Here is a 26,765-nt window from a genome sequence, read left to right on the forward strand (position 1 = left end):
GTCATCGTGGCGACGGAGGTCCGCCGGTACCTGCCGTCCGCCCCGACGTAGCAGACCCCGGCGCCGCGTTCACGAGCAGTTCCCGAAGGCGTCCGGTGACGTCGGTGTCGCGGTAGGTCGCCCACCACCGCGCCTCGTCCATCAGGTCGCCGACGGCCGACGCATCGTCGCGCAGGCACTCCCGCGCCCGCTCGTCGAACGGCGGGTCCACCAGCGCGTACAGCAGCAGCTGCCACCGATCGCGCCCGATCGCCTCGGCGAACGACGCTCCGTCGAGGAACGCGAGACCGGCCGCCGCCGCGCGCATGCCGGACGCCGACAGCCGCCGCAGCGCCGGACCGCCGACCGTCAGCAGCGCCCGCTCCAGCGTCGGGCCGGGGTCCACGCCGACCTGCAGCCACACCCACTCGGTGACCGCGATCAGGTCGTGCACCGCGCCGTCGCGCGCCGTGGCGTCCTCGGCGAGCAGGTCGAGGCCGTCGAACGCGCCGGCCCGCATCGCGAGCCCGACCAGCGCGAGCCGGGCCTCCGCGTCCGACGGGTCGCGGTCGAGGCACGCGCGGGCGTGGTCGTGCACCTTGAACCACGTGGTCCGGTGGTTGGTCCGCGACCAGAACGGGTCGTCGCGGGGCACCGCGGCGAGCCGCGACCACATGCCCCGCAGCGCGTCGTTCACGCGGGCGATGAGGGCGTCGTCCTCGAACACCCCGCCCGCCCGCACCAGGTCGTCGCCGGTCATGTGGCAATTGTCGCGCCACGGACTACGGTGAGGTGCATGCGGTGGGCTGTCGCGGGCACGATCGGCATCATCCTGGCGACGGCTGCCTGCGGCCACGGCGAGACGCCCGACCCCGGGCCGCGTCCGTTGTGGACGGTGCAGGTCGAGACCGGGGCGCAGGACGTGGCGGTCGTCGGGGACCTCGCGGTCGTCATCGGCGACCAGACGCTGCTCGGGCTGGACAAGCAGACCGGGCGAGAGCTGTGGCGGCGGGACAAGGCCGCCCACGTGGCCGTCGTCGCGGGCGACCGGGTCGTCCTTCAGGAGGCGGACGCGGCGGCGCTGACCCATCGCGTGTTCGTGCTCGATGCCGCGACCGGGACCCCGGTCTGGGGCACGCCGCCGTCGCTGTGGCGGCCCGTCGTCTACGCCGACGCTGTCTACAGTGGAGACTGCCCGGCCGGTGGGGTGGTGTGCACGCTGGTGGCGCTCGACATGCGCGACGGGCGGGAGCTGTGGCGGCTGCCGAAGGCGACCGGCAACGTGGGCGCCGACACGATCGGGCGGCGGGGGCCGTTCGCGCCGCAGGCGGGTCCGTGGCTGCTGCTCACCGGGGCACCCCGGGGCGGCCTGACCCTGCTCGACCCGGCGACCGGTGTGGCGTCGGCGGCGTCTGTACCGCGGGAGCGGGGCTGGTTCGCGCTCGCCGCAGGAGACCTGATCGTCACCACGGACCACGACCCGCCCGGTGGCGACCCGAACTGCACGGTCGCCGTCACCTCGTACAGTGGCGACACCGGGGAAAAGACGACCTCCGGCGCCGTCTACAGTGGCCGCGAACGCGGCGGCGAGTGCCAGCGGGCGTTCGGCGACCGCCACGCGGGGCGGTCCTCATCGGCGCCGGCACGAGGATCGCGGCCGCGACCGCCGACGACGCCGTCCAGGTGTACGACCTCGCGACCGGCCGCACCGTCTGGCGCTCCGACGAGCGGGGCGTGCCGCTGGAGAGCGACGGCACGACGCTGCTGGTGCGCGACACCGCCGACGAGGGCGGCTTCCGGCTGCTGGACTTCCAGACCGGAGCGGTGCGCTGGAAGGCACCGGACAGCGGCCTGCCGGGGCTGTCGGCGAGCTGGGACTGCGCGCTCACCGCGGGGCTCGTCGCCGTGCAGGGCGCGGTCGGCGAGAAGCCGTTCGTGCGGGTGTACGCGGTGCGCTCCGGCGAGGACCGCGGCCGGTTCGGCAGCTGGCTCGCCGGGCTCGGCGACGACTGGGTCGCCACGACCCGCGGCGCGGGCCCGAACCGTCTGGCGCTGGAGATGTTCCGTGTGACGCCCTGATCGTCACACCGGTTTTCGGGCGGGAACCGTTCAGGTGCAGCGCGGTTGCGCCGATGGTCACTGCGTCACAGGGAAGCGACGCACCACAGGAGGCCACGGATGAACCGCACCACGATCACGCTCGTCGGACTCGCCGCCGCTGCCGGGCTGGGCAGCCTTCTCGCGTCCTCCCCCGCGCACGCGGCCTCCGCCGGCACCGACGTCTACGCCCGCGCCGGCGCGGTCTACGCCAGCACCGGCGGCCACGAGGTGCGCCTCACCGAGGACGAGGTCAACGCCGAGCCGAGCCTCTCCCCCGACGGCAAGCGCATCGCGTACGTGCACAACAACACCGTCTGGGTGATGCGCGTCAACGGCGCGGGCAAGCACCAGGTGAGCGACCGCACCGGGACCGCACCCGAGTGGACACCGGACAGCACCCGCATCACGTACACCGCGACGTCCTGCACCGGGGCTCCCGGCGCGTTCCGCGTCGGGCTGGCGGGCGGCACGACGTCCGTGCCGGTCTCGCCCGCCGTGTGCCGCGACCAGGCGCCGCCGCAGGTCGGCTTCATCACCGACGTGCCCGGCGACCAGCCCGCCTGACGCTACTGCTTGCTCAGCACGCAGTAGATCGGGTCGCTCGGCCGGGTCAGGTAGTACTCGAGATCCTCGAAGTCGCCCCAGGTCCGCTCCGCGTGGGCCTCGAACTCCCCACCGCCCTTGACCTTGCTGACGAACTGCACCTCCTGGTCGTGGTTCTTGTCCGCGGCGGCGATCTTCCAGGTGAACTCGCCGTCGGCGTAGGTCCGCACGTCGTTGGTGTCCTCGCTGGTCGGCAGGCCCTTGACGGTGGCCGTGCCGTCGGCGCGGATGCTGATCGTGCCGTCACAGTCGCTGGACCAGTCGCCGATCACGTCCTGCTCGGTGAACGGCTTTCGGCTCCCGCCGAAGACCGAGTCGGCAGCGACCCCGGCCCCCTCGCAGCAGCCGCAGCCGAGCAGCAGGGGCAGGATGACCAACGCAGCGGCGATTCGCCTCGCCCGGGCCTGTAACGCCATGCGCTGATCATGCGCCGGGCACCCCCGTCCGGAAAGATCCCTGGCGATGTGTCAACGCACACAGCCACTACGATCGCCTGCGTACGGAGGGGTGGGTGACACGGATGACAGGTTCGGGCACGGTACTGGCGGGGCGCTACGAGATCGGGCAGCACATCGCCTCCGGCGGCATGGGCGACGTGTGGCAGGGGCACGACCGCGTGCTCGGCCGCACGGTCGCGGTCAAGCTGCTGCGGGCACCCACCGGCGACCCGTCGTTCATCGACCGGTTCCGGACCGAGGCGCGCACCATGGCCACGATCAGCCACCCCGGCGTCGTCGACGTGTACGACTTCGGCGACGACCCCACCGCCGGCGTGTACCTGGTCATGAAGTACATCGAAGGCGAGTCCCTGGCCCGCACCCTGGACCGCTCGCCGCGCCTGTCCGCCGAGACCACGATGCGGCTCGTCGCCGAGGCCGCGCTCGCGCTGCACGCGGCCCACGAGAAGGGCGTGACGCACCGCGACGTCAAGCCCGCGAACCTGCTGATCCGCCCCGACGGCAGCACCGTGCTCACCGACTTCGGCATCGCCCGCTCCGCCACCAGCACCCACGAGACGTCGATGGGGCTGCTGCTGGGCACCGCGTCGTACATCGCGCCGGAACGCGCGGCCGGCGAGCCGGCGACCGCCCAGTCGGACATCTACTCGCTGGGCGTCGTCGCGTATCGCTGTCTCGCGGGCGACCTGCCGTTCACCGGCGAGAGCATGCTGCAGATCGCGCTCCGGCACGCCCACGACGAGCCGCCGCCCCTGCCGTCTGACGTGCCGCCCGCGGTCCGCTCGGTGGTCGCCCGGGCGTTGGCCAAGAACCCCACGGACCGGTGGCCCTCGGGTGCCGCCCTCGCCGCCGCCGCGCGGGAGGCGCTGACCGCCTCACCGACCGAGCCCCTGACCGTCGTCCCCGGCCGCGGACGCCGGCGGGTCATCGTGGCCGCCGCCGGTGCGGTGCTGCTGCTGGCCGCGGCCGCCGCCACCGTCGCGCTGCTGCCCGGCGGCGACCCTCAGACCCCCGCGCACGCCGCCGGCACCACCGAGCCGGGCCCGTCCGCCGCCGGCGGCGCCGCCGGCCTCACCGGAGCCCCCGGCTCCCCGGCCGCCTCCGCCACCCGCGGCCCGTCGACGGCGGTCCCCACCCCGCCGTCGCCACCGCCCAGCAGGGTCTCGGTCGCCGGTGCACCCGCGGTGCCGTCGAAGCTGACAGCGACCCCGATCAGCAGCACCACGATCCGCCTCCGCTGGACGGACGCGTCCAGCAACGAGACCGGCTTCAGCGTCCTCAACGGTGCCGCCTCCCGCGACACCGCCGCCAACGCGACCACCCTCGACTGGGACGGCCTGGCCCCGGACACGTACATGTGCTTCAAGGTGCGCGCGTTCAACGCCGCGGGTCCGTCCGCCTACCACCCGGCCGGCCAGCAGGACTGGGTCTGCGCCACCAGCCTCGCCGGCCAGGGCCCCGCCGCGCCCTCGAACCTGACCGCCACCCCGACCGGCCCGACCGCCATCCGTCTACAATGGACGGACAACTCCACCGACGAGACCGGCTTCACCGTCATCGACGGCAGCAGGTCCCGCACCACCGGCGCCAACTCGACGTCACTGACCTGGGACGGCCTCACCCCCGGCACGTACATGTGCTTCAAGGTCCGCGCCTCCGGCCCCGCCGGCGTCTCCCCCTACTCCCCACCCGGCCAGCAGGACTGGGCCTGCGCCACCACCCCCACCGCCTAGGCCCGCCGCCGCCTTGCCCACGGCTACCTGATCTAGACATCCTTGTTCAGCGGCCGATACAGGCAGGCGTAAGTCTGGCTCAGGTCCTCGTGCAGGAGCACACCCAGGCGCCAGCGACCGACGGTGATGTAGGTGATCCCCACGTTGCCGTTGATCTCTCGCAACGCTGAGAGGCGATCCTCCCATCCAAGCCAAACGCGGCCGCCTTCTCGATCGACCTCGCAACGGGCCAGGTCCGTTCGGTACGCGTCCTGGGCGGGAATCACGATCACCCGTGTCTGCTCCGGATCGAACGTGACTCCGGGATCTTCGATGTCTTGCTTCACCACATCGGGGTGACGCAAGCCGTCGTGGCGGAGCAGGTGAAGGAGCTTCTCGGTCTGCATGCTCTTGATCATTGAAGTCTCCGCACCGGCGGCGGTGGATAGGGTGGCGGCATGACCACGATCGAGGCGGGGCTGCGGCGGGTGACGGAGCTGGCCAGGCGGGAGCACTGGCTGGCCGTGCTGGTGACGATCAGGCCGGACGGTGAGCCGTCGACGTCGGTCGTCAACGCCGGCGTCCTGCCGCACCCGGCCACCGGTGAGCCGGTCGTCGCGCTGGTTTCCCGCGGCGACACGGCCAAGCTTCACAACCTGGCCGGTCACCCGCGGGCCACCCTCGTCTTCCGCGCCGGCTGGGAGTGGATCTCGGTGGCCGGGCCGGCCGAGGTCGTCGGGCCCGAGGCGGGCGCCGAGTCGCTCCGGCTCCTGCTGCGCGACGTGTACCACGCCGCCGGCGGCGTCCACCCCGACCTCGACGAGTACGACCGGGCGATGCTGGAGGACCGTCGCGTCGCCGTCCTGGTCCACCCCGAGCGCTTCGCCACCAACCCCTGACGGGCGGCGGCCCCGGCGCAGGCCAGGACCGCCGCTGGGCTGCGATCAGGTCATCGTCATGTACAGCCGTTCGCCGGCGCGCTCGTAGCCGACGCGGGTGTAGACGCGCCAGGAGTCCTCGCCGGAGGCCTCGAGCCAGGCGAGGTCCACCCCGGACGCGAAGAGGCGGGCCGTCACGTCGGCGGTGATGGCACCGGCGAGGCCGCGGCGGCGGTGTGGCGTACACACGGCGATCCCGGCGACCTCGCTCACCCCGTCGGCGGGTGGGACCGCCTGGCCGCCGCCCGCGCACTCGTCGCCGGTGACGGCCATGACGGCGACGCCACCGGCGGCCTGCAGGCGGCGGACCCGGGCCACGTCCGCCGGGGACGCGACGGGCTCCGCGCCGAAGGCGGCGTTCTGCGCGCCGATCAGCGCCGCGAGCAGCTCGTCGGTGTCCGGTGTCCGCAGCTGGTACGGGTCGGGCACGGCAGGCGTCCGCAGCGTCGTCGGGCGGCAGCACAGGTACGTGTGCCGCGCCTCGACCACGAAACCGGCGTCGCGCAGCAGCCCTTCCAGCGACGGGGCGCAGCCGGTGACGTACTCCAACCGGGGCGTGCGGTCGGCGGCCCGGAACGCCGCGACCAGGTCGGCGACGTCGCCGGCGGTGATCGGGGCGCCAGGGCGCGGGGTGGCGTAGTTGATGCTGGGGCTGGCCGTCGTCGGGTCGACCCCGATCACGAACGGCCCGACCCACACGGGTGCGGGGCGGTTGGAGAGGTTGACGACGACGGACTGCTGGATGCGGGCATCCAAGGACACGGTGATACCTCAAGACGTGAGAAGACCAACGATGGGCGAACAAGACATGGGGCCGCCCAACGCACGCGTCGTCACATCGACGCTCAGGCGGCCGCTCGGCCTACCCGGATCACAGGCTTCAGTCCCTCATGCACCAATGTCCACACCGTCTGCGTGGCCGGCTGCCACATTCCCCCATCCCGGGGCCCGCTGTCAAGCGACGTCGTACAGCAGGTGGGTGACGCGGTCGCCCTGCACGATGCGGGACGGGTTGCCGAGGGTGATGGGGTCGCCGGTGCCGGCGCCGCCGAAGAACGGGCGGCCCGAGCCGAACACGACCGGCACCACGTGCAGCACGATCTGTTCGATCAGGCCGAGGCGCAGCGCCTGCCCGCCGATCTGCCCGGCCGCGACGTCGACGATCCGGTCGGGGCCGGCCAGCTCCTGGGCCTGCTCGATCGCGGCCGCGACGCCGCCGGTCACGAACGTGAACGGCGCGGTGTCCGTGTGCTTCCAGCCGGCCGGCGGCGTGTGGGTGACGACGAAGACGTGCTCACCCGCGGGTGGGACGCCGCCCCACCCGTCCGTCAGGTCGAACAGGCGCCGCCCGATCACGACCGCGCCGATGTTCGGGTACACGGACTGGACGAAGTACTTCGACGCCAGGGTGGTGCGGCACGGCTCGTCCTGCCGTGGCGACCACCGCCACTCGGCGTCGCCGTTGCCGAACCAGTCGAACAGCGGCCCGACGGTGTCGTCGTCGCGGGCGATGAACCCGTCCAGCGACACCACCGCGCCCATCTTCACGCGTCCCATGCCTGCACCCCTTCTGCCGGGTCGTCACTGACGTTATCGTCACCTGACAGAAAACGCTGGGCGGCTCGCACGTACTCGGGCACGCCGTACGCGATGTCCTCCAGCGCCGCGCACCGGGCGAAGAACACGACCCGCTCGCCGAACGCGGGGTCGGTGGGGCCGCCGTAGGCGTCCAGCACCGCGGCGAGGAAGCCGGCGCCGAAGTCGCGGTAGAGCCGGGCGAAGTCCAGCGCCGGATCGGTGACGGCCGCGTCGGTCCAGTCGATGACCCCGGTGACCGTGCCGTCCCGCTCCAGGATGTGCTCGGCGCCCAGGTCGGCGTGCGCCAGGACCCTGCGGGGCGCCGGCGCCGGGACCTCCGCGTGCAGCCGGTCCAGCAGCTCGGGCGGGCCGTCGAGGTCCTCGAGCCACTCGGCCGGGTCGGCGTCCTCGACCGGCACCAGGCCGTGCACCTCGGTCGGCTCGATCGCGTGCAGCTCCCGGAGGAACCGGCCCACCGGTTCAGCCAGCGCGGCGGGCGCCGGACGGCCCAGCAGCGGGCGGCCGGGCAGCAGCGGAAAGGCCAGCACACCCGTCTTCGCGTCGGCGAACCGCACCGCCGGCACAGGCAGCGACACCCGTCCGGCCAGCGCGTCGAGCAGCGCCGCCTCACGTCGTACCGTGGCAGCCTCCGCAACCCGGAGAACCAGGCCGCCGGCGAGGAACGCCGTGTTGTCCAGGCCCCGGCCGAGCTCGGTGACCGCGACGTCGGCCAGCTCGGGAACGTGTGCCCGCAGGGCTCGCAGAGCGCGTTCTCGCATACCGGGCTCCAATCGGGTCGGCCGGGTTGGTTAATCTTGGACAGTGTCCCGTGCCGCAGCTCTCGCGATCGCGGTGGTCCTGATGCTGGGCGGGTGCTCCGCACAGGCGCTGCCCGCACCGGCGCCCGCGCCGTCCGACGACCCATTGGCGGTGGTCGAGGAGCGCACCGCGCTGCTGTCCCGCGACGGCCCCTACCGGGACCCGGACCAGGCCGAGCGGGCACAGGGGCGGGCCGCCGCGCGGCTGCTGCTGGCGGGTTCCGACGACATCACCGACCTCGACGGTGCCTTCGGCCGGCTGGGGTACGACTCCTCCCACAGCGTCGACGCCGCGACCGGACGCCGCTACAGCATGTTCTCCATGAGCGTGACCTACGGGCCGGCCTGGGGTCTCGTCCTCGCCGACCGGTCCGCGCCGCTGCGCTACGTCATCGAGGTGCCGCATCCCGGCTTCGACACCAACACCGACAAGCTCGGCGTCGCCCTCTACCGCCTGGTCCCCGGCAGCGTCCTGCTCATGGCCGGCGCCCACCGCATGGCCGGCAACGGCGCCGCGGACGTCGCCCACAACGACATGTCGATGTTCCACGTCCTGGCGACGGAGCTGGCCCGCGGCGGCCTGAGCCAGGTCCAGCTGCACGGCTTCGCCGACAAGAACCTTCCCGACGCGCAGGCCGTCGTGTCGACCGGCGCGGGCCGTGTCTCCCCCCTCGCCCGCGACGTGGCCTCCAGCCTTCAGGAGGCGGGCGTCATCGTCTGCCGCGCCTGGGCCGCCACCTGCGGCCGGCTCGAAGGCACCACCAACGTCCAGGGCAAGGCCGCCGACGACATCGGCGCGCAGTTCCTGCACATCGAGCTCGGCTGGGTCATCCGCGGCAACCCTGAACGCCTCGACGCCGTCGCCCACGCCATCGCCAGGCGCCTGCCCCCGGGCTGACCCGGGCCGGCTCTGGGCCGGCTCTGGGCCGGCTCTGGGCGCCCTGCCGTCCCGCCGGATCGGGCGGACCCGGCACCGCCACGCAGCCGTTCAGCCGGGTCCGCGGCTCGATCCGGTGGCTCGGGCCGGCACGTTCAGCGCCCGGCGCAGGCCACCGTCCAATCACTCGGACCCCCGTCCGGGTCTGGACGGCACCGGCCGCCCATCCGAATGACTGCCGTCAATGCCCGACCGCTGCGGCCTCCGCCTGTTCGTCGGTGGTCCGGCGGCCGCGACCGGCGATACGGTCCGCTGCAACGCTCGACGTAAGGAGACGCAGCGCATGACCTCGACGGCGACGAACACCCGCGCCCCTCGACTCGAGCATGACGTCCGCGCGGACCACGACGGCAGGAGCGTGGCCCGGATCGCCTGGACCCTCGCCGCGACGTTCGCGGCCGTGGCGGCACTGCTGGGCTCCGACGGCCTGCTGCTGACCGACCGCCCGACGGCGACACCCCCGCTGCTGGGCGCCGCGTTCTTCGTCCTGGCCGCGGTGATCACGCCCGTCACGATCTTCGCGATGCGACGCTCCCGCCTCCGCCGGGAGCGCAAGAGCCAGGCCGAGTTCGACCGCCTCGACGCCGCGACCGACGAGATCGACGACCACGCGCTGGGCAAGCTGGTGTCGTTCAACTTCCGTCTCATGGACCGGTTCATCAACGTCGCGCTCGGCCAGGCCCGCATGTCCTACATCTTCTGCGCGGTGGCCGCGTCCGCGTCGCTGTTCGTGCTGCTCGCCGGCACCAGCGCGATCCTGGCCTCGGCCAGCACCGACGTCCGGGTGACCGTCGGCGTCCTGACCGCCGCGGGTGTCACATTGGGAAGCTTCCTGTGCGCCACGTTCATGCGGTCGTTCGCCATGACGTCCAGGCAGATGAGCTACTACTACGGCCAGCCGCTGGTGCACTGCTACCTCCTGCACGCCGAGTGGCTGGCCGAACGGGCCGTGGAGGGCCTCGACAAGGCGAGCGCCGCGCGCATCCAGGAGCACCTGATCCACGCCACCCTCGGCGCGAGCAAGAACGCGCAGATGCACCTCCTGGACCTGCAGTTCCACGGCCCGAAGCGCCGCCCGGACGAGCAGGACCAAGCCGCCGACCAGGCCTAGCGACCGCGACCCGTCGGGGATACGGTCCTGCGGTGAGCTTCCGGCTGGCGGCGTACGCCGTGTGCCTCGAGCGTGACCGGCTCCTGCTGGCCCGTTACGTCTCCCCCGTGACGGGCGCGACGCTGTGGACGCTCCCTGGCGGCAGGGTGGAGCACGCCGAGGACCCGTTCGAAACGGTGATCCGGGAGCTGGCCGAGGAGACCGGCTGCGACGGCGTGGTCGAGCGCCTGCTGGGTGTGGATTCGAGGGTGGTCCCGGCCGCCGAGGCACGGCTGGGGACCGAGCACCACAACGTCGGCGTCTTCTATCGGGTCCGCATCACCGGTGGTGCGCTCCGGCCCGAGCCGAACGGCGAGACCGCCGAGTCGGTCTGGCATCCGGTGCCCGACGTCGCCGGGCTGTGCCGGTCGTCCCTGGTCGACGTCGGGCTCGCCCTGGCGCAGACTCTTCCCGCGACCGGGCACGTCGCCGCGGTCACCGTCGGCGGCCTGATCCGGCACTGAGCCCGGCGCACGCTCAGGCGTTCATGCCGCCCTTGTACTGGCGCTCGTTCCGCGTTTGTACTGCGCGTGGTCCGCGCGCTCCGGACCGCGCCCGCGCAACGGTCGGGCACGGGCCGGGGACACAGGCGGCGGGCGGTGCGGAGGCCGGCAGGGTCAGAGGCGGCGGGCGGTGCGGAGGCCGGCGGCGAAGTGGCCGGTGCCGTCCAGGGTGGCCTCGCCGCCGGAGTCGCCCATGGTGGGGCCGTTGGCGCCGACGCGGCTGGAGATGAACCGGTAGTGGCCGCGGTCGTCGATGCCGACGTAGATGCCGGAGTGCTCGATGTGGGTCGGCCGGTCGGCGCCGTCCGCGTCGATCTCGGGTGAGCCGTAGAAGAAGACCAGGTCGCCGGGGAGCAGGCGGTCCAGCTGCTGCGGGCGCTTGCCGGTGTTGGGGATGACGACGGTGCCGGGGCCGACGTCGGCGATGGCGTAGGCGCGGCGCGGCAGCCCCGGGCCCTGCGTGTTGGTGCCGCGCAGCGGGAAGCCCATACGGTAGCCGTACACCATGCGGATGAAACCGGAGCAGTCGAGGCTGTGCAGGCGGTCCGGCGACGGCTTCTCCTTGACCCCGTCGGGGAAGTCCCAGGGGACGCCGAGGTAGTCGTAGAAGTCGGAGTTCTCGGCGCGGCCGTCGCGGTCGCTGCTCGACAGCGGCCCGAAGGCGGCGTCGCCGGCGATCTGCAGGCCGTTGTCGCCCTTCCGCGGGGCGGCGCCGTAGGTGTACTGCATGGCAATGGCGAGCACGTCGGGATTCGGATCCGCGAGTGCGGTGGCGAGCCAGCCGGCGAACCAGGACTGCTGCTCGGCGCCGGCCTGCCACGGCTGGGGCGCCAGCCGGACGTAGACGTCGTGGGTGATCTTCGCGTTGGTGAAGCGTGGCTCGGTGAACGTCCTCGCCTTGCCGGTCAGGTGGGCGGTGCGGGCGCCGTCGGTGAGGACCGCGACGCGCGCTCCGTCGGGGCGCAGGACCTCGGTGCCGGGCGGGTCGGTCAGCCGCCGGTACGTGTACCCCGACGACGACACGGTGGTGGCGCCCGCCGTGCCGAGGCTGATCTCGACGGGGTCGGGCTGGGCGAGGCGGATGGCGCTGTAGCCGATGGCCGTGAGGCCGACGACGAGCAGCAGCGCGGCCGTGACGAACGTCGTCGCGCTGCGCAGCGTGAGCCCAGTCGTGTTCACGCCGTCACCTCCGCTGCGCTCCGGCGCCGGCCTGAACCAAACCTGCGCCCATGATGTGCAGCCCTCCGCTACGCTCCGGCCCGCTCATGCCGTCACCACCACTGCGCTCCGGGCCGCTCATGTGACCGGCACGAGCCCGGCGACGATGCCGCTGAAGGTCACGCCGAACGTGATCCCGGTGACGATCGTCGTGGCGAGGAGGGTCGCCGGCGGCGGCTGGCGCACCAGCTGGTAGGCGATGAGGCCGGGGGCGACGAAGCCGAGCGTCTGGTGGGCGAACAGCAGCGGCAGGTCCCGCTGCACGATGACGAACAGCGTCAGCTGCAGCAGCACGCTGAGCAGCAGGATGGCGGCGAAGAGCCGCTTGCCGTACAGGATGACGACCTTCTGCAGGAGCTTGGTGAGGTAGTAGGTGACAACGGTCATCACCACCACGATCGCGGCCTGCAGCGGATCCTCGATGAGCGCGAGGGCGATCCAGCCGGGCGTGATCATGCCGCCGGGCGACAGGTTGGTCGTCAGGTAACACAACAGCGCGAACACCAGCCCGATGCCCAGGCAGGCGGTGGCGAGTTGAGCGCTGAGCTCCCCTCCGAAGATCATCGGCTGGTCCTTCTCTGAGCCGGGACGCGGGTCCCCACGGTCATGTTGGTGCGCAGCATCGGCGGCAGCGGGGCGTGCAGCTCGTCGGGCGCCCAGCTGGGCAGGCCGGCCAGCTCGTGCAGGAGCACCTCGCCCTGGCCGTGGATGTTGCCGACGGCGACGATCGAGGAGTCGAAGTCGGTGGCGGCGACGACCCCGTCGAGCAGCCGGTCGGGGTCGAGCCTCCCGCCGAGGTCCACGACCCGGTCCTGGAGGTCGGCCGGGATCGTCGAGCGGGCGCTGCGGGTCGGCTCGCCGATGATCACGATCCGGTCGGGCCGGACGTCGCCGCAGAGCGCGCCCATCTGGCCGTTGCGCTCGACCCGGTCCGGCCGGCAGTTGATGACCATGGTCATCGGCCGGGAGATGAGGTGCTGCCGCTCCAGCTGCTGGATGTTCATCAGCGTCGACTCGGGGTCGTTGGCGGCGAACACGTTGGCGAAGCGGATCAGCTTGTCGCCGGCGGTGACCCGCACGACCGACAGCACGCCGGGGTCCGGCGGCGCGTCGATCATGCCGGCGAGGGCGCTGCGCCGGTCCACGCCGAGCAGCCCGGCGACGGCGATCGCGATGGCCACGTTCTCCTTGAACGTGATCCAGCCGAAGTCGGCCATCTCCCGGTCGGTCACCGAGTCGGGGTCGACGGCGATGAGCCGGCAGTTGCGCTTGTCGGCCTCCTGCTGCAGGATCGCGAGCCGGTCGCGCTCGGCGGTGACGCACACGCCGCCGACGGGCATCGACTTGCTCAGCGACCGGGCGACGTCGTCGAGGGTCGGCCCCATCTCGGCCAGGTGGTCCTCGCGCACGTTGCACAGCACGCCGATGGTGGAGCGGATGAGCTTGCTCTGGTTGATCTCCTGCAGGGCCGGCATCACGGCCATGCACTCGATGACCAGGGCGTCCGGGTGGTAGGCGGCGGCCCGCCGCACGATGCCGATCTGCTCCACGACGTTGGCGATGCCGAACTTGCGGTGGACCGGCTCCTCGCTGGCGTCGGGGAAGATGAACCGGGCGGCGGTGCCGGTGGTCTTGGCCACGACGAGCAGCCCGCCGCCGCGCAGCGCACCGGCGCACAGCCGGGTGATCGAGCTCTTGCCGCGGATGCCGTTGACGAGCACCCGGTGCGGGATCCTGCGCAGGTTGCGGTCGTGGTTGCGCTGCTCGACGATCCCGGCGACGAGCAGCGCGACGCAGCACAGGGCGTAGACGACGTAGAGATACAGCACGCTCAGACCTTCGTGGTCCGGCCGGCGCCGCGCTGGCTGGGGAAGCGCGGGTGGACTGCGGTGAAGTCGTCCTCGGAGCCGCGCAGCCGGATCGCGCCGCCGAAGCGGGCGGAGCCGGTGTGCCGGACCTGGCGGCAGATCTCCAGGCACATCGCGATCGCGCCGACGTCGTCGTGCCGCTGCGGCGGGATCGGCTCGTCGAACTCGCCGGTGCGGATGCGGTCCGCGGTCACGGCGAGGCGGCGCAGCGGCCGCACGAAGATGAAGTACTGCCACACGAACGCGAGCGCGACGATGCCGGTGACGGCGCCGGCCATCAGCAGCGTCCACCGGTTCATGATCACTTGCGGCAGCTGGAGCGAGACGGGGTTGCGCTCGATCACGACGACCCATTCCAGGTGTACGACTGACGGGGGGCTGGTCAGCGCGGTGGCGACCTGCAACGACGGCTGCCCGCCGGCGCTGCGCTGGCCGCGGACGGTGCCGCCGGCCATGGCTTCGATCGCGACGGCGCGGGCCGCGTCACCCTCCAGCGGCTGCATCGCCCGGTAGCCCGACGAGTCCAGGATCGTGCGCAGCTGCGAGTCGACGACCCGCGCCCGCCCGTCGACCCGGCGCATCACGCCGAGCAGGTAGTCGATGTCGAACTCGCCGACGACCCCATAGCCGTCGTCCTTGGCGATGCGGAACGCGTAGATGACCGGCAACCGGCTGACCGACCGGTCGATGCGGATCCCGGCCTCCCCGGGCAGCGGCTGCGGGGTGCGCAGCGACTCCCGGCCCGCCGAGCTGACCACGGCGCCGTTGCGGTCCACCAGGTACATGCCGCGGAACCGGTACTCGTCGGCCAGCCCCTGCTTGAGGATCGGCCCGAACTTGCCGGGCTCGGTGCGCGCGTTGGCGAGGCTGATCCGCGACACGGTCTGCAGGCCGCTGTCCAGCGCGTTGCCGAACACGCCGCTGACCGCCTCGGCGCGGCTCTCCTCGTCGAAGAACAGCTGGTCGGGCACCGGCGGCCGAGGCGCCTGCAACGCGGTGGCCGTCGCGACGGCCGGCCACGCCAGGGCGACCAGGGCGGCGACGGCGAGGCCCTGCACGGTGCTCAGCCGCCACCGCGCGCCGCGCAGCCCGCCGCCGCTGAACACCGCGAGGGCCTGCGCGATCCGGAACGTCTCCCTGGTGCGCAGCGGCTGCCGGACAGGTGTCACCGCGCCGCACGCGTCGGACTTGGCCTGCCGCAGCAGCGCCTGGATCGGCGCGGGCAGGAACGCGCGCATGAGCAGGAACGCCAGCAGCGACACGCCGAGCAGCGACAGCCCGAGGAGCAGCCCATAGCCGACGGAGGTGCCGCGGCTGACCGGTGCGACGACGACGGACGCCACGACGACGCCGGTGTCGCCGATCGCGGCGGAGGAGACGACCAGCTGCCGGTCGGGCCACTCTGTGACCTTGATCGCACGGCTGCGGCTGCCCCGCGCCCCGGCCAGGCCTTCGAAGAGCTTCGGCAGGTGCGTCTCGCCGACGGCGCTGACACCCTGGATGAGGGCCGGCCGGCCGTCGGGGGTGATGACGAAGACGCCGTGCTGGGCGCCCGGGTTGAGCCGCAGGTTGCGCATCAGCAGCGGATAGAGCACGGCGACGCTGCGCTGGGCGTCGAGCGCGGCGATGCGGACGAGGGCCGGCCCGTCGGTGGTGGAGACCGCGACGGTGGCGTCGGCGGGCAGCGGCGTCGGCAGCTGGTCGAGCGGGACCGGCGTGCCGGACGCGGCCTGTGACTGGCGGGTCGCGGTCTGTAGGAGGGCGGCGCCGGTCCAGGTCTCCCGGTTGCCGATGAGCTTCGCCAGCACGTCGGCGTCGGCGGGCAGCGGTGGCTTGCGCACGTCGACGAGGACCCGGTCCAGGTCGTCCGCGGCCCGGGCGGAGCCGACGCTTATGCCGCGGGCGACGGTCGCGACCAGCTCGCGCTGCGAGTCGTGCACGGCCTTCGGCACGCCGCTGCGATCGTAGACGGCGAAGCCGAGCACGGCGGCCGCGGCGACGATCATCGTCACGCACAGGTAGACCAGTGATGGCGCACTGGAGCCGGCCGGGAACGCCGCCGCGGGCAGCTGCTGCTCAAGAGCCCGCCGGCGCCACGCGATGAGCTGGGCGGGAGGCGCGTCCGCCGCGGGTGGGGCATCGTCATACACGGATATATCGCCCCCCTTCCCTGCGTTTACGACTCTCTCGCCCGAATCGCCGGTGACTATAACCCAGGGCTACGACAGTCCGTCACATTGATCAACTGGTTCGGGGCGCGGGCGCCGTGCCGCGGACGATCAGACCGGCCTCGTCCGCCCCGCGGGTCAGCAGATGCCCCTGGATCCGCTCGACGGCGGCCTCGTAGATCCGGCGGCGGGCGGCCGGAAGGCCCGGGTCGGCCAACGCCCGTTCCAGGTCGATCACCCGAATGTCCGGGTTCAGGTCGACGAACGTCGGGATCGCCTCGACCGCGGCGACCGTCCATCGCTTCGCCTCACTCGACGGAGTGAACGTGACACGGACCATCACGCCCTCCCGGTTGTCGTTGATCGGCTCCTCGTGGCGGGCGATCTGGTTGCCCATGCCGTACACGATCCATTTGCCGGAAATGCGCTCGACCGGCTGCACCACGTGCGCGTGGTGGCCGAACACGACGTCGACGTTGCGCAGCGCGGCGACCGCCCGGGCCCAGGTCTGCTGGTCGACGTCGGGCTCGTGCACGTATTCGGTGCCCCAGTGCAGGCTGACCACGACGATCTCGGCGCCGGCGGTGCGGGCCGCGGCGGCGTCCGCCTCGATCTTCTTCGGATCGATGAGGTTCGCGACCCACTCCTGCCCGGCCGGCCGGTTCAGGCCGTTGAAGTACTTCGCGTAGCTCAGGTGAGCGATCTTGACGCCCTTGACGGTGTACAGCTGGGGCCGCTTCGCCTCGTCCGCGCTGCGGGCGGTGCCGGCGTGCCCGAGCTGGGCCTGGTCGAACGCGTCGAGGGTGCGTTTGACGCCGTCGAAGCCCTGGTCGATGCTGTGGTTCGAGCCGGTCGAGCAGCCCTCGTAGCCGACGGCCTTGATCGCCCGCACCACCTCCTGCGGCACGCTGAAGCGCGGGAAGCCCGTGTAGGGCCCGCCCGGCGGCGCGACCGGCGTCTCCATGTGGCACAGGGCCAGGTCGGACGCCTCGATGGAGTCCTTGACCCCGGCGAGCATCGGCGCGTAGTCCATCGTGCCGCCGCCGTCCTGCTTCGCCTGGTTCCACAGGTCGGGATGCAGCAGGATGTCACCGGCGCCGATCACCGACACGGACCGTCCCGCGACCGCTACGGGCGAGCCGAGCGGCCGGGGCGTCCCGGTCTCCGGCTCGGTTTCCGGCGCCCACGGGCCGATCCGGTAGACAGCGAAGACCGCGGCCGCCACGACGATGACGGTGCCGAGCATGCCCCACTTCGGCCGGAGTGATCGCGTCTTCTGCACCGCGCAAGGCTAAACACCCCCGTGCCGGCGGCCGGGCGGTGGGGTCGGCAGTCGCCGCGCCCTCACAGGAGTGACGTCGCCGGCACGAAGGTGTAGCCCACCTGCTGGATGCCGTCGACGAGCTCCGGCAGGTACTGCAGGCCGAGGAACGGGTGGTAGAAGAAGCTCGCCACGTTGTCGCGGACGACGAGCTGGCGGCGCGCGGAGGCGATCAGGTCCGCGGCGAGCCGCACGCCGTGCTGGTTGAACCGCTGGGTGGCGACGTTGCCGAGCGTCTCGGGGATGACCGGCGTCCCGTAGGCGTCCTGCACCGGGTACGGGAAGTACTGGCTGACCGACCGGCTGCCGGCCGGCGTGCCGGACAGGACGCCGGAGAAGTACAGGACCTGCTCGTAGCGGGCCCGGATGCCCGGCGCCGAGGCGATCGCCCGGTAGTCGGCGGCGCTCGCCGTGTAGTGCGGGAACTCCCAGATGTCCGGCACCGGCAGGCCCGCGGCGGTCCACTCCTGGCGGGCCGCGGTGAGCCGGCCGAGCGCCCACTCCGGCGAGTCGTCCTGGACCGGGCCGTCCAGCTGGACCACGCCGGCGTCGTCGACGTGGGCGCGGTAGAACTCGTAGTCCTCGGCGCTGACACCGTATGGGTTGCGGACCCCGGCGAGGCCGTGTGTGTAGCCGTGCATGATGAGCGTGCCGCCGTGCTCGCTCATGTACCGCAGCGCGTCGACGACCGCGGGCGTGCCGCTCAGCGTCCGGTGTACGGGCACGCCGCCGGAGTACACGCCGGCCCAGTCGTCGTACACCGTGAACACCGCCACCGCGAACGGGATCTTGCGGGCCGACAGGAAGTCGGCGATGGCCCGCAGCTGCGCCGGGTCGGAGTGCGGGCCGACGTCCTCGATGCGCACCAGCGCCCGGTGCCGGTCCGGTGCCTGCGGGTCGAGCAGCGCGTACAGCAGGTCGGCGAGGACCAGGTACCGGTCGTCGAACGTCACGTAGGTCAGCGGTACTTCCGTCAGGTACGTGAGCGCGCCTACCCGTACCGCGTAGGGGGCTTCCGTACCGTCCGGCAGGACGGCGCCGGCGAGCGTCGTCGCCTTGGCGTCCGGCGCTGCGCCGATGCGGACCATGGCGCCGGCGGCGGGGTTGCGGGTGAGCTCCGTCCCGCGGTATCGGACGGCCGACACGGCGGTCTCGTCGATGGTCGCCGAGTTGAGACCCGTGCCCCCGTACTTGCCGATGAGCTGCCAGATGTTCGCGCCCATCCACAGTACGGGCGCGCCGCCGGCGACGTCGGCGAGGAACGCGTCGGGCAGCGGCTCGTCGTACGTCGACCCGATGTAGATCGTCAGCCGGTGCCGTGCCGCGCTGCCCTTCGCGTACCTGGTGACCGGCGCCGCCTCCCACTTCCCGAAGTGGGACGCGAGGTTGCCGGCCTGGACGGCGTACAGCTCGCCGAGGTCACCGTAGGGCCCGGTGGTGTCGTACAGGACGAGCACACCGGACGGTGGCGGCCCTGACGGTGTCCCGGCCGGCGGCTTCGGCTCGGCGCCGCACCCGGCGAGCAGCACGCTCGACACGACGATCGCGACCACCGTGCCCCGCAAGCCCACCGTCCTGACGGTAGTGGCCTGCCCCGCGGCCCCGCGCCGATTCGCCCGGATCCCGGGAGATCGCGGGGCTCACGACAGCGGCGGGCGCACCCGGAACGCGCTGTCGGCGCGGAACGCGGCGCTGCCGTCCGCCTGGTCGACCCACAGCTCGTAACCCTGCCGGTGCACGAAGTGGCCGCGGTAGTTGGCGGACTCAAGGAACACCTCGCCGGCGTCGGTGACGGTCGCGCAGAACGTGGCGTCGCCGCGGAACACGAAGCTGCCCTCGTCGTGGCTCAGCCGGAGCCGCCACGACTGGTGGCGCAGATACTGCCCGTTCGCCGACCGGAACGAGAAGCACGCCGCGTCGGACAGGCCGGGCACGGCTTCGAACGTCGCCGGGCCAGTCGCGGTGACGAGGGTGCCCAGCTGGCCGGTCGTGCCGAGGTACCGCCCGGGGACGGCGCCGGACTCCAGGGACACCGGTCCGAGGCGCAGCGCGGCGGGCGGCGCGGATTCCGGCGGGGGTGTCCGGGACGGCGCGGCAACCGCCGGGGGCGGGGTGTCGGCGCGGCCGGGCCAGGCCACCGTGGCGACGGCGGCGCCGGCCAGGACCGTCACGGCGGCCGCGACCTTCGCGACCGGGACGCCCGCCAGCCACCCGGCCGCGGCGGGCGCCCCGGCCACGACGGCGGGCGGTGTGGCGCCAACCGCACCTGGGCCGAGAAGGGCGCCCGTACCTACGGCAGGAGCGGCACCTGCACCCGTACCGGGAGCGGCGCCCGCACCCGCACCCGGGGCGGCGCCCGTACCGGCGGCAGGAGCGGCGATGTCGCCCGTACCCGGCGGTACGGGCGAACAGGCGGCGGACGTGGCGGTCGACGCGGTGGTGGGCAGGCCGTGGGCGGCGAGCGCGGCGGCGAGGGTCACCGGCACGGGCAGCAGCGCGAGCCCGGTCAGCAGCCGCTCGGTGTCCACAAGGTCCTCGGCGGCGCCCGCGCACGTGGCGCAGGACCGGGTGTGCCGGCCGATCCGCTTGCGCCACAACGGGCCAGGGATGCCGTCCCAGTCGGCGACGACGGTGCTCAGCCAGGGGCACCGCGGCCGGGCGTCGAGCGCAGCGACCAGCGCGCGGGCCTGCTCCAGGCGCCGGCGCAGGCGCTGCACCCGCACCGCGGCGTGCGCGACGCTCACGCCGAGCGCGGCGGCCAGCTCGGCGCGGCTCAGCTCCTCGCCGACCTCCAGCCACCAGAGCGACCACAGCAGCCGGTCGTCGGGGTCGAGCCACGCCACCGCCTGCCCCGCCTGCCGGCGCTGCGCCGCCAGGTCCAGCCGCAGCACGGTGAGGTCCTCGAAGTCCCCGGCGTCGGGCGCGCCGGCGACGTCGTCCAGCGCCGCCCGCCGCCCGGCGGCGACCCGGTCCCCGTGCAGGAACGTGGCGGCCTGCCGCACGGCGATCGCCGCGATCCACGCCCGGAAGCTCTCCGGCTCCCGCACCGACGGCAGCTGCCGCAGCGCCCGCACCATCGTGTCCTGCACGACGTCGTCCACGGCGGCCGGATGCCCGGCGAGCGCCCGCCGCACGATCGAGTACACCAGCGGCAGATGGCCGGCGACGAGCCCGTCGAGCGCCCGGTCGTCACCGCCCTGAGCCGCGACGACCAGCGCCGCCCTCCTCCTGCCCGCCCTGCCCATCAGCCTCACCGATGCCCGTCCAGTCAGGCGACCAGCATGCCAGCGCCACCCCGCCCACGCCACGGCCGCACGCCACGGCCCTTGCCCGCCCGGTGCCGCCGGGTCGCCGGGGCGCCGGGCCCGGACTCAGGCGAGGTCCGCCGAGGCGCCGAGAGGAATGCGGGCGTACGCGGTGCCCGCGGTCTCGTCGAGCCACTCGTCGAACTGGGACTGGCCGATCTCGCTGAGGTTCACGTCGTGGATCGGGAACGCGCGGGCCGGGCGGACCTCGCGGGCGAACGTGATGACCTCGCCGAGCTTGACCCACGGCCCGGACGCGGGCACGAGCAGGGTGTCGACCGGCTCGGCGGGCACGAACAGCGAGTCGCCGGGGTGGTAGACGCCGTCGACGATGTACCCGACGTTGGCGCAGCCGGGCAGCCCGTCGATGATCTCGGCGTGCCGGCCGCCGACGACGCGGACGGCGAAGCCCGCCGCGGTGAACGAGTCGCCGACCTCCACGGGGACCGCCCCGAGCGACGGTGCGAGCGCCGGATGGGTGTAGACGGTGACGTCCGGGTGGGCGGCGAGGGCGGCCGCGTCCACATGGTCGGCGTGCTCGTGCGTGACGAGCACGGCCGTCGCGCCGGACAGGCACGCCGGATCGGAGTAGACGCCGGGGTCGATCACCAGGACCTGGTCGCCGGACTCGAGGCGGACGCAGGCGTGGCCGTACTTGGTGAGCCGCATCAGCGCAATCTACCGACGCGCGCCGGCCTGGCCGTGGCGGGTCAGCGCCTGGCCGCCGCCTCGCGGCGGATCCACCGCAGGAGCCCGGGGTTCGACTCGGTGGTGACGACGCTGACCGCGGTGCGCAGGAACCGGTCGTCGTCGAGCAGCGCGAGCATGCCGGCGGCCAGGTCCTCGCGGGCGGTGTACATGCCGTCGGCGAACCCCTCGACCATCGTGTACGCCGTGGGCGCCGGCAGGTGGAACAGGCCGCTGGGCCGCACGGCCGTCCAGTCGACGTCGCCGGCGCGCAGCAGCTCCTCCATCCGCCGCATGTCGTCGTACAGCGTCCTGCCGAGGACCCGCGTCACGTACGGCAGCATGACCCGGTTGAACAGGAACCCGCCGCCGGAGTACGGGCGCGGGTCGACGCCGGCCGAGGTGACCACGACCACGCGCCGCACCCCGTGCCGCCGCATCGCGGCGACGATGTTTGCCGCGCCGCGCGAGTACACGCTGACCGGCTGCTTCCCGGCCCGTACCCCCAGCGCCGACAGCACCGCGTCCCGGCCCGCGACGGCGGCGTCGACGGCCCGCTCGTCGAGGACGTCGGCGGCGATCACGTCGAGCCGCTCGTGCCGCAGCGGGAACTCGTCGGGCCGCCGCACGACCGCGGCGACGTGATGCCCCGCGGTGAGCGCCTGCCCGACCAGTACCCGCCCGGTCGCCCCGTTGGCGCCGAATACCGCCAGGCGCCTCGACACCCGCATGATGACCCTCCGCTCGCTCGGCCTACGACACCCGAGACGAGACGGCCCGCCGGCCTGTGACACAAGGCTTCACGCGGGCGGCGGCAACCGCAGGTGCTGACGGGTCGTCCCGGCGTGGGTGCGCAGCATCCGCAGCGCGGCCGCGTGGTCCTGTACGGCTACCGCCCCGGGTGTCATCGAGTTGCCAGCCCGTGGGGCGGTCGGGCACGATTGCGGGTCGGCGGGGACGGACGGGGGTCGTGATGCGGGAGTTTCTGCGGGTGGAGGATCTGCGCGGCCTGGTGGCGGCGCAGTTCGGGTCCGATCGGCGCCTGGTGGCGCTGGACCGGGTGACCGGCGGGTCCAAGAAGGGCGTGTACCGGCTCCGGCTCGACGACGGCCTCGCCGTGATCCTGTACGTCTGGGCCGCCGGCGAGAACTACTGGCCGCCGTCGCCGTCGGCCGTGCCGGACGACCCGTTCACCGACGCGTCGGGCGCCGAGCTGTTCGCCGCCGCGCACGCGGCGCTCACCGGCGCCGGGGTCAGGGTGCCGCACCTGCTCGTGCTCGACCGGTCCTGCGACCACCTGGACGCGGACCTGGCCCTCATCGAGGACGTCGGCGAGGTGCGCCTCGAGACGCTGCTGCGGGACGACCGGGCGGCCGCCGCGGCGCCGCTGGAAGCCCTCGGCGACGCCCTGCGCCGCATGCACACGACGACGTCCTCCTGGTACGGGCGGCTGCTCGGCCCGACCGGATCCGGGCAGCGACCGGCCGAGGACGTCATCGTCGACCGGGCCCTGGCACACCTCGACGCCGCCACGGCGCTCGACGGGCGGCTCTCCTCGCACCGGGACCGGATCGCGGCCCACGTGCGGGCGCTGCGCGGCGCGGTGACGGCGCGGCAGTCGTACACGCTGATCCACGGCGAACTCGGGCCAGACCACGTCTTCGTCACGCCCGCGGGCGAGCCCGTCGTCATCGACATCGAGGGACTCACGTTCTTCGACGTCGAGTGGGAGCACGCGTTCCTCCGGCTGCGCTTCGGCGACGACTACCCCGCGCTGCGCCCCGTCGAGCTCGACCCGCGGCGGTTGCGCCTGTACGAGTACGCGCAGACCCTCTCGCTCGTGGAAGGCCCGCTGCGGATCGCCGCCACCGACTTCCCGGGCCGGGACTTCATGCTGGACCTCGCCGAACGCAACATCGTCAAGGCCCTCGCCGCCGTCCAGTAGCGTTGCCCGCATGGACGACTGCCTGCGGCTGGCGCTGCTGGAATGCGACTACACGTCGCCCGTGCGCCGGTCGCTGTCGCGGCAGAACGTCCAGGACCGGCAGGCCCGCCACGGGGAGCTGCTGCGGGCACCGGTCGCCGGGAGCGTCGCCGAGGCCCGCTGGACCGAACACGCCCTGCTGCGCAGCGCCGTCCCCGCCGGCGCCGACCCGGTGATCCGCGGCCTGGACGGCATCGCCGCCTTCCCGGACCTGCGGGTGCTGCACCTGCCCGCGTCGGCCGTCCCCGACCTCACGCCGCTCACGGAGCTGCCCTCGCTGGCCCTGCTCAGCGTCGGCGTCACCCCGGCCACCGACCTGCGGCCGCTGCTGGACTGCCCGCGCCTCACCCGCGTCGACGTGCCGGCGTCCGCCGCTCAGCATGATGTGCTGGTCGCGCTGGCCGCGCGCGGCGTCCACGTCGACCAGCTGCTGCCCGCCCGCGACGCGGCGCCGTTCGGCAACCCGATCCTCAAGCTCGCCGTCCTCGACCTCCTCGGGGTGCCGCTGTCCCTGCCCGAGCCGTTCGACGAGTACCACCTGGACGACGCCAACCTGACCCGCGTCCTCGCGATCGAGCTCACCGAGCAGCAGCTGGACTCCGTCGAGCGGCTGCACTGGGCCGGCGGCGGCTACGCCATCCAGCACGCCGTCTGGCCCCAGTGGGACGGCGAGACCGGCGAGTTCGACCTGCGCTCGCTGCGGGGCATCGAGTCCCTGCGCAACCTCAAGCAGCTGCAGGTGACCCCGCTGTCGCTCCTCCCGCCCGCCGAACTCGCCGCCCTGCGCGCCACCGGCGTCACCGTCACCGAGCTGTACGGCGGGCACTGACGTCCTTCCGCCCACATGCCTGGGCGAGCCGTTCGAGCCGGCGGGCGTGATCGAAGTGGAACACCACACCGCCGAGGTCGACGACGAGGTAGCCGGTGCTCATGGGTGGATCTCCGCGGTTGCGGTGGTCGCCGCGCCGCGGATCTCGTCGAGCAGCAGGACGAGGTCGTCTTCGGTGGTCGCCGGGTTGAGCAGGCAGGCGCGAAGGGCCTCGGCGCCGGCCAGCCGGGTGCCTGTCAGGAAGGCGCGCCCGCGGTGCTGGACGATCGCGGGGATCCGGCGGTTGAGGTCGTCCAGCCGGTCGTCCCGGTCGACGGGGTGGCACCTGAACGCGACGATCGAGGTGCTGACGGGGGCGAGCAACTCGAAGTCGGGGGCGGCCTCGATCATCGCGGCCAGGGTGTGCGCGAGCCGGACCGTCGTGCCGACCAGCCGGATGATGCCGTCCCTGCCGAGGTGTGACATGGTGGCCCAGGTCCGCAGCGCCCGGAACGGGCGGGTCTGCTCGGGGCCGTACTCGGAGAACCATCCGAGCCCGTCCTCGTGATCGTCGCGCAGGTAGGCGGGTATGAGGCTGAACGTGGCCCGGGCCAACGCCGGATCACGCCAGAGCACGCACCCGCAGCCGACCGGCACACCGAGCCACTTGTGCGGGTCCAGGACGAGCGAGTCGGCCCGCGCCATACCCGCGTAGCCGGCGGACGCGGCGCCGGAGGCGAGCGCACCGAGCGCCCCGTACGCGCCGTCGACATGGAACCACAGCCCGTGGGCGGCGGCGACGTCCGCGATCTCGTCCAACGCGTCGACGGCGCCGGTGTTGACGGTGCCGGCGCTCGCCGCCACGCAGAACGGTCGTAGCCCCGCCCGCACGTCACGGGTCACCAAGGCCCGCAACGCGTCGACGTCCATGCGGAACCCGCCGTCCACGGGCACCACCCGCACGTGACGGCTGCCCAGGCCCAGCAGCTCGGCCGCCTTCCGCAGACAGCTGTGCCCCTCCGCGGACACGTACAGGACCATCGGCGGGAGACCGTAGAGCCCTTCCTCACGGACGTCGGCGCCGTCCCGGCCGACGGCGCGCTGACGGGCGGCGGCCAGCGCGACCACGGTCGCCATCGAAGCGCCACTGGTCAGCAATCCCCCGCCCGGACGGTGCGGAAATCCGACCAGCTCGGCAAGCCACCTCAGCACGGTGTGCTCCAGCAGCACGCCGGCATGGTCGCCGCCGGCACAGCTCGGATTCAGGGCGGCGGCGATGGGTGCGACCAGCACGCCTGCCGCGGACGGTGCGGAGTTCACCCAGCCGAAGAACCGGGGATGACCGTTGCCCATCGGGTACGGCAGCACGCGGGTGCGGATGTCGTGGACCAGATCGGTCAACGGCCGGCCCGCTGCAGGCAGATCCTGACGCATCAGCCAGCTGCGGTCGGCCTCCGTCACCGGTTGCCAGACCGGCCGGTCACGGACACCACCCAGATGATCGGCCGTGACGTCGGCGGCGAGCCGGCCCGCACGCCTCAGCTCATCCATCACCGCTCCCTGTCCGGCCAGGCCGCGTGCGGCCCGGCCGTCCCGAGATCCATCACCAGGTAGTAGACGCACTCGACGTCCCCGCTGTTGGCGAACGCGTGCCGGCAGTCGCCGGGGTAGTAGACCGAATCACCCGCCTCCAGCGTCGCTGCCTGACCGTCGATCGTGAGCGTGAGACGGCCCGACTCGACCGCCACGTATTCGCGCGAGCCCGGACTGTGCGGCGAGAACTCCCCGGCATCGACGCCGGGTCCCAGCACTGTGCGCATGAACTCGAACTCGACGCCGGGCAGCACCGGCGAAAGGATCCGCCGCTCCCATCCCGCGGGGTCGCGGACCACCCGTTGTTGTCCGTTGCGCAGCAGCACGAATGCGTTGCCGGCAGGCTCATCCAGCAGGCGGGAGATCGACGTGCCCAACGCCGTCGCAAGCCTGTCCAGGACCAGGACGGTCGGCGTTTTCGTGCCTCGCTCCACATCCGACACCATGCTGCGGCTCACGCCGCTCAGCTCGGCCAACTGCTCCAGCGCGAGCCCTTGCGCGCGCCGCCGAGCCCGTATTCGCAACCCCAGCTCAGTCATCGACAACCCGCTGGAGAGGAAGCCCGCACCACCTGCCACGAATCCACTATAGCGGAGGTTTATCCACCATCAAGGAACGCGACTCGACGACCGTGCGACCGGCCGTCGCACCCCGCGGCGGGCTGGGGGTGCCGGCCCACCGCGGCGCGCAGTTCTGCGCGGAGCCGGTCGGTCAGGGTGATGGTGGACAGGTCGTCCGACCAGCGGGCCAGGAATCCCACCACGGTCCGCCAGGGCGGGAAGTCCGCAGGCAGCGCTCGCCAATTCACGCCGTTGTCGACCAGGTAGAGATCGCGTCGATGATCGCGCGGCGGTGATGACGTTCCGGCCGGCCGGGCTGCGGCAAGCCAGTGCCGGCAGCAGCGGCTCCAGGACCGCCCACTGCGCGTCGGTGGTACCGGTCGGACACCTCCCTCGCGCGAGTGGCACAGCCGCACGGACACGACACGCTGGGACGTGGCTTCTCGCCCCGGCGCAGGGCAGGGTGCAATGACATCG

The 26,765-nt window shown here is 73.1% G+C and carries 27 protein-coding genes and 1 pseudogene; 10 read left to right on the forward strand and 18 right to left on the reverse strand.

Annotated features, from left to right (window positions below; translation table 11 throughout):
- Position 1 precedes the first annotated feature (1 nt).
- Positions 2 to 739, reverse strand: coding sequence for a hypothetical protein (locus tag ABD332_RS29650; RefSeq protein WP_344505588.1), 738 nt, complete (start codon positions 737 to 739; stop codon positions 2 to 4).
- Positions 740 to 775: 36 nt separating this feature from the next.
- On the opposite strand from ABD332_RS29650, the pseudogene ABD332_RS60140 reads away from it, so the two are divergent.
- From ABD332_RS60140 to ABD332_RS29665, 3 genes and pseudogenes are all read left to right on the forward strand, one after another.
- Positions 776 to 1,324, forward strand: a pseudogene (locus tag ABD332_RS60140) (outer membrane protein assembly factor BamB family protein); the annotation flags it as partial.
- A 245-nt stretch (positions 1,325 to 1,569) separates the two neighbouring features.
- Entirely contained in the window at positions 1,570 to 2,058 is a 489-nt protein-coding gene (locus ABD332_RS29660) for an outer membrane protein assembly factor BamB family protein (protein WP_344505590.1), read from the forward strand.
- A 99-nt stretch (positions 2,059 to 2,157) separates the two neighbouring features.
- On the forward strand, positions 2,158 to 2,643 hold the full coding sequence (locus ABD332_RS29665; protein ID WP_344505591.1) for a TolB family protein: 486 nt from the start codon (positions 2,158 to 2,160) through the stop codon (positions 2,641 to 2,643).
- A 2-nt stretch (positions 2,644 to 2,645) separates the two neighbouring features.
- Here ABD332_RS29665 and ABD332_RS29670 read toward each other — a convergent pair whose 3' ends face one another.
- Positions 2,646 to 3,098 (reverse strand): hypothetical protein, encoded by a 453-nt coding sequence (locus ABD332_RS29670; protein WP_344505593.1) that lies wholly within the window; start codon positions 3,096 to 3,098, stop codon positions 2,646 to 2,648.
- A gap of 104 nt (positions 3,099 to 3,202) precedes the next feature.
- On the opposite strand from ABD332_RS29670, the gene ABD332_RS29675 reads away from it, so the two are divergent.
- Positions 3,203 to 4,873, forward strand: a complete 1,671-nt coding sequence (locus tag ABD332_RS29675) for a protein kinase domain-containing protein (RefSeq protein WP_344505703.1) — start codon at positions 3,203 to 3,205, stop codon at positions 4,871 to 4,873.
- A gap of 32 nt (positions 4,874 to 4,905) precedes the next feature.
- Here the strand turns inward: ABD332_RS29675 and ABD332_RS29680 are convergent, their stop codons facing one another.
- A complete protein-coding gene (locus ABD332_RS29680; RefSeq protein ID WP_344505595.1) occupies positions 4,906 to 5,271 on the reverse strand; it encodes a hypothetical protein in 366 nt (121 codons plus the stop codon).
- Between the two features lie 39 nt (positions 5,272 to 5,310).
- Between ABD332_RS29680 and ABD332_RS29685 the strand changes: the two genes are divergently transcribed.
- The gene (locus tag ABD332_RS29685; protein ID WP_344505597.1) at positions 5,311 to 5,751 is read left to right on the forward strand and encodes a TIGR03618 family F420-dependent PPOX class oxidoreductase; all 441 of its coding nucleotides are present in this window, start codon (positions 5,311 to 5,313) and stop codon (positions 5,749 to 5,751) included.
- Between the two features lie 45 nt (positions 5,752 to 5,796).
- Here the strand turns inward: ABD332_RS29685 and ABD332_RS29690 are convergent, their stop codons facing one another.
- The 3 genes from ABD332_RS29690 to ABD332_RS29700 all read right to left on the reverse strand — a co-directional run bounded on the left by ABD332_RS29690 (position 5,797) and on the right by ABD332_RS29700 (position 8,147).
- Entirely contained in the window at positions 5,797 to 6,552 is a 756-nt protein-coding gene (locus ABD332_RS29690; RefSeq protein WP_344505599.1) for a GNAT family N-acetyltransferase, read from the reverse strand.
- A 192-nt stretch (positions 6,553 to 6,744) separates the two neighbouring features.
- Positions 6,745 to 7,347 (reverse strand): dihydrofolate reductase family protein, encoded by a 603-nt coding sequence (locus ABD332_RS29695; protein WP_344505601.1) that lies wholly within the window; start codon positions 7,345 to 7,347, stop codon positions 6,745 to 6,747.
- The gene (locus ABD332_RS29700) at positions 7,335 to 8,147 is read right to left on the reverse strand and encodes a phosphotransferase (protein ID WP_344505603.1); all 813 of its coding nucleotides are present in this window, start codon (positions 8,145 to 8,147) and stop codon (positions 7,335 to 7,337) included. Before ABD332_RS29700 ends, ABD332_RS29695 begins: the two co-directional genes overlap by 13 nt.
- Positions 8,148 to 8,190: 43 nt before the next feature.
- On the opposite strand from ABD332_RS29700, the gene ABD332_RS29705 reads away from it, so the two are divergent.
- From ABD332_RS29705 to ABD332_RS29715, 3 genes are all read left to right on the forward strand, one after another.
- Positions 8,191 to 9,084: a hypothetical protein gene (locus ABD332_RS29705; protein ID WP_344505605.1), complete on the forward strand. Its 894-nt coding sequence runs from the start codon at positions 8,191 to 8,193 to the stop codon at positions 9,082 to 9,084.
- A 322-nt stretch (positions 9,085 to 9,406) separates the two neighbouring features.
- Positions 9,407 to 10,234: a hypothetical protein gene (locus tag ABD332_RS29710; protein ID WP_344505607.1), complete on the forward strand. Its 828-nt coding sequence runs from the start codon at positions 9,407 to 9,409 to the stop codon at positions 10,232 to 10,234.
- Positions 10,235 to 10,266: 32 nt separating this feature from the next.
- The gene (locus tag ABD332_RS29715) at positions 10,267 to 10,737 is read left to right on the forward strand and encodes an NUDIX hydrolase (protein ID WP_344505609.1); all 471 of its coding nucleotides are present in this window, start codon (positions 10,267 to 10,269) and stop codon (positions 10,735 to 10,737) included.
- Positions 10,738 to 10,890: 153 nt separating this feature from the next.
- Here the strand turns inward: ABD332_RS29715 and ABD332_RS29720 are convergent, their stop codons facing one another.
- From ABD332_RS29720 to ABD332_RS29760, 9 genes are all read right to left on the reverse strand, one after another.
- On the reverse strand, positions 10,891 to 11,955 hold the full coding sequence (locus ABD332_RS29720) for an NlpC/P60 family protein (protein ID WP_344505611.1): 1,065 nt from the start codon (positions 11,953 to 11,955) through the stop codon (positions 10,891 to 10,893).
- A gap of 117 nt (positions 11,956 to 12,072) precedes the next feature.
- Positions 12,073 to 12,558: a poly-gamma-glutamate biosynthesis protein PgsC/CapC gene (locus tag ABD332_RS29725; protein WP_344505613.1), complete on the reverse strand. Its 486-nt coding sequence runs from the start codon at positions 12,556 to 12,558 to the stop codon at positions 12,073 to 12,075.
- Positions 12,555 to 13,823, reverse strand: coding sequence for a poly-gamma-glutamate synthase PgsB (pgsB, locus tag ABD332_RS29730; RefSeq protein ID WP_344505615.1), 1,269 nt, complete (start codon positions 13,821 to 13,823; stop codon positions 12,555 to 12,557). Before pgsB ends, ABD332_RS29725 begins: the two co-directional genes overlap by 4 nt.
- Before the next feature lie 2 nt (positions 13,824 to 13,825).
- The gene (locus ABD332_RS29735; protein ID WP_344505617.1) at positions 13,826 to 16,012 is read right to left on the reverse strand and encodes a HAMP domain-containing protein; all 2,187 of its coding nucleotides are present in this window, start codon (positions 16,010 to 16,012) and stop codon (positions 13,826 to 13,828) included.
- Between the two features lie 91 nt (positions 16,013 to 16,103).
- Entirely contained in the window at positions 16,104 to 17,312 is a 1,209-nt protein-coding gene (locus ABD332_RS29740) for a CapA family protein (RefSeq protein WP_344505619.1), read from the reverse strand.
- A gap of 62 nt (positions 17,313 to 17,374) precedes the next feature.
- Positions 17,375 to 18,922, reverse strand: a complete 1,548-nt coding sequence (locus ABD332_RS29745) for a DUF2334 domain-containing protein (RefSeq protein WP_344505621.1) — start codon at positions 18,920 to 18,922, stop codon at positions 17,375 to 17,377.
- A 69-nt stretch (positions 18,923 to 18,991) separates the two neighbouring features.
- Positions 18,992 to 20,596, reverse strand: coding sequence for a sigma-70 family RNA polymerase sigma factor (locus tag ABD332_RS29750; RefSeq protein ID WP_344505623.1), 1,605 nt, complete (start codon positions 20,594 to 20,596; stop codon positions 18,992 to 18,994).
- A 126-nt stretch (positions 20,597 to 20,722) separates the two neighbouring features.
- Positions 20,723 to 21,325 carry an MBL fold metallo-hydrolase gene (locus tag ABD332_RS29755; RefSeq protein ID WP_344505625.1) on the reverse strand — a complete coding sequence of 201 codons (603 nt, stop codon included), beginning with the start codon at positions 21,323 to 21,325 and terminating at the stop codon, positions 20,723 to 20,725.
- A gap of 41 nt (positions 21,326 to 21,366) precedes the next feature.
- Positions 21,367 to 22,074: an NAD(P)-dependent oxidoreductase gene (locus ABD332_RS29760; RefSeq protein WP_344505626.1), complete on the reverse strand. Its 708-nt coding sequence runs from the start codon at positions 22,072 to 22,074 to the stop codon at positions 21,367 to 21,369.
- A 239-nt stretch (positions 22,075 to 22,313) separates the two neighbouring features.
- On the opposite strand from ABD332_RS29760, the gene ABD332_RS29765 reads away from it, so the two are divergent.
- Positions 22,314 to 23,288, forward strand: a complete 975-nt coding sequence (locus ABD332_RS29765) for a phosphotransferase family protein (protein ID WP_344505627.1) — start codon at positions 22,314 to 22,316, stop codon at positions 23,286 to 23,288.
- A 10-nt stretch (positions 23,289 to 23,298) separates the two neighbouring features.
- A complete protein-coding gene (locus tag ABD332_RS29770) occupies positions 23,299 to 24,156 on the forward strand; it encodes a DUF6892 domain-containing protein (RefSeq protein ID WP_344505628.1) in 858 nt (285 codons plus the stop codon).
- Here the strand turns inward: ABD332_RS29770 and ABD332_RS29775 are convergent.
- The 3 genes from ABD332_RS29775 to ABD332_RS29785 are packed head-to-tail and all read right to left on the reverse strand — an operon-like array spanning position 24,131 to position 26,306.
- The gene (locus ABD332_RS29775) at positions 24,131 to 24,259 is read right to left on the reverse strand and encodes a hypothetical protein (RefSeq protein ID WP_344505629.1); all 129 of its coding nucleotides are present in this window, start codon (positions 24,257 to 24,259) and stop codon (positions 24,131 to 24,133) included. The two genes, ABD332_RS29770 and ABD332_RS29775, sit on opposite strands and share 26 nt — an antisense overlap.
- Positions 24,256 to 25,686, reverse strand: a complete 1,431-nt coding sequence (locus tag ABD332_RS29780) for a pyridoxal phosphate-dependent decarboxylase family protein (RefSeq protein ID WP_344505630.1) — start codon at positions 25,684 to 25,686, stop codon at positions 24,256 to 24,258. Before ABD332_RS29780 ends, ABD332_RS29775 begins: the two co-directional genes overlap by 4 nt.
- Complete coding sequence (locus ABD332_RS29785; RefSeq protein ID WP_344505631.1) at positions 25,686 to 26,306, reverse strand: helix-turn-helix domain-containing protein; 621 nt, start codon at positions 26,304 to 26,306, stop codon at positions 25,686 to 25,688. Before ABD332_RS29785 ends, ABD332_RS29780 begins: the two co-directional genes overlap by 1 nt.
- Positions 26,307 to 26,765: the final 459 nt, after the last annotated feature.

The sequence above is a fragment of the Dactylosporangium maewongense genome (genome assembly GCF_039531485.1).
GTDB lineage: Bacteria > Actinomycetota > Actinomycetes > Mycobacteriales > Micromonosporaceae > Dactylosporangium > Dactylosporangium maewongense.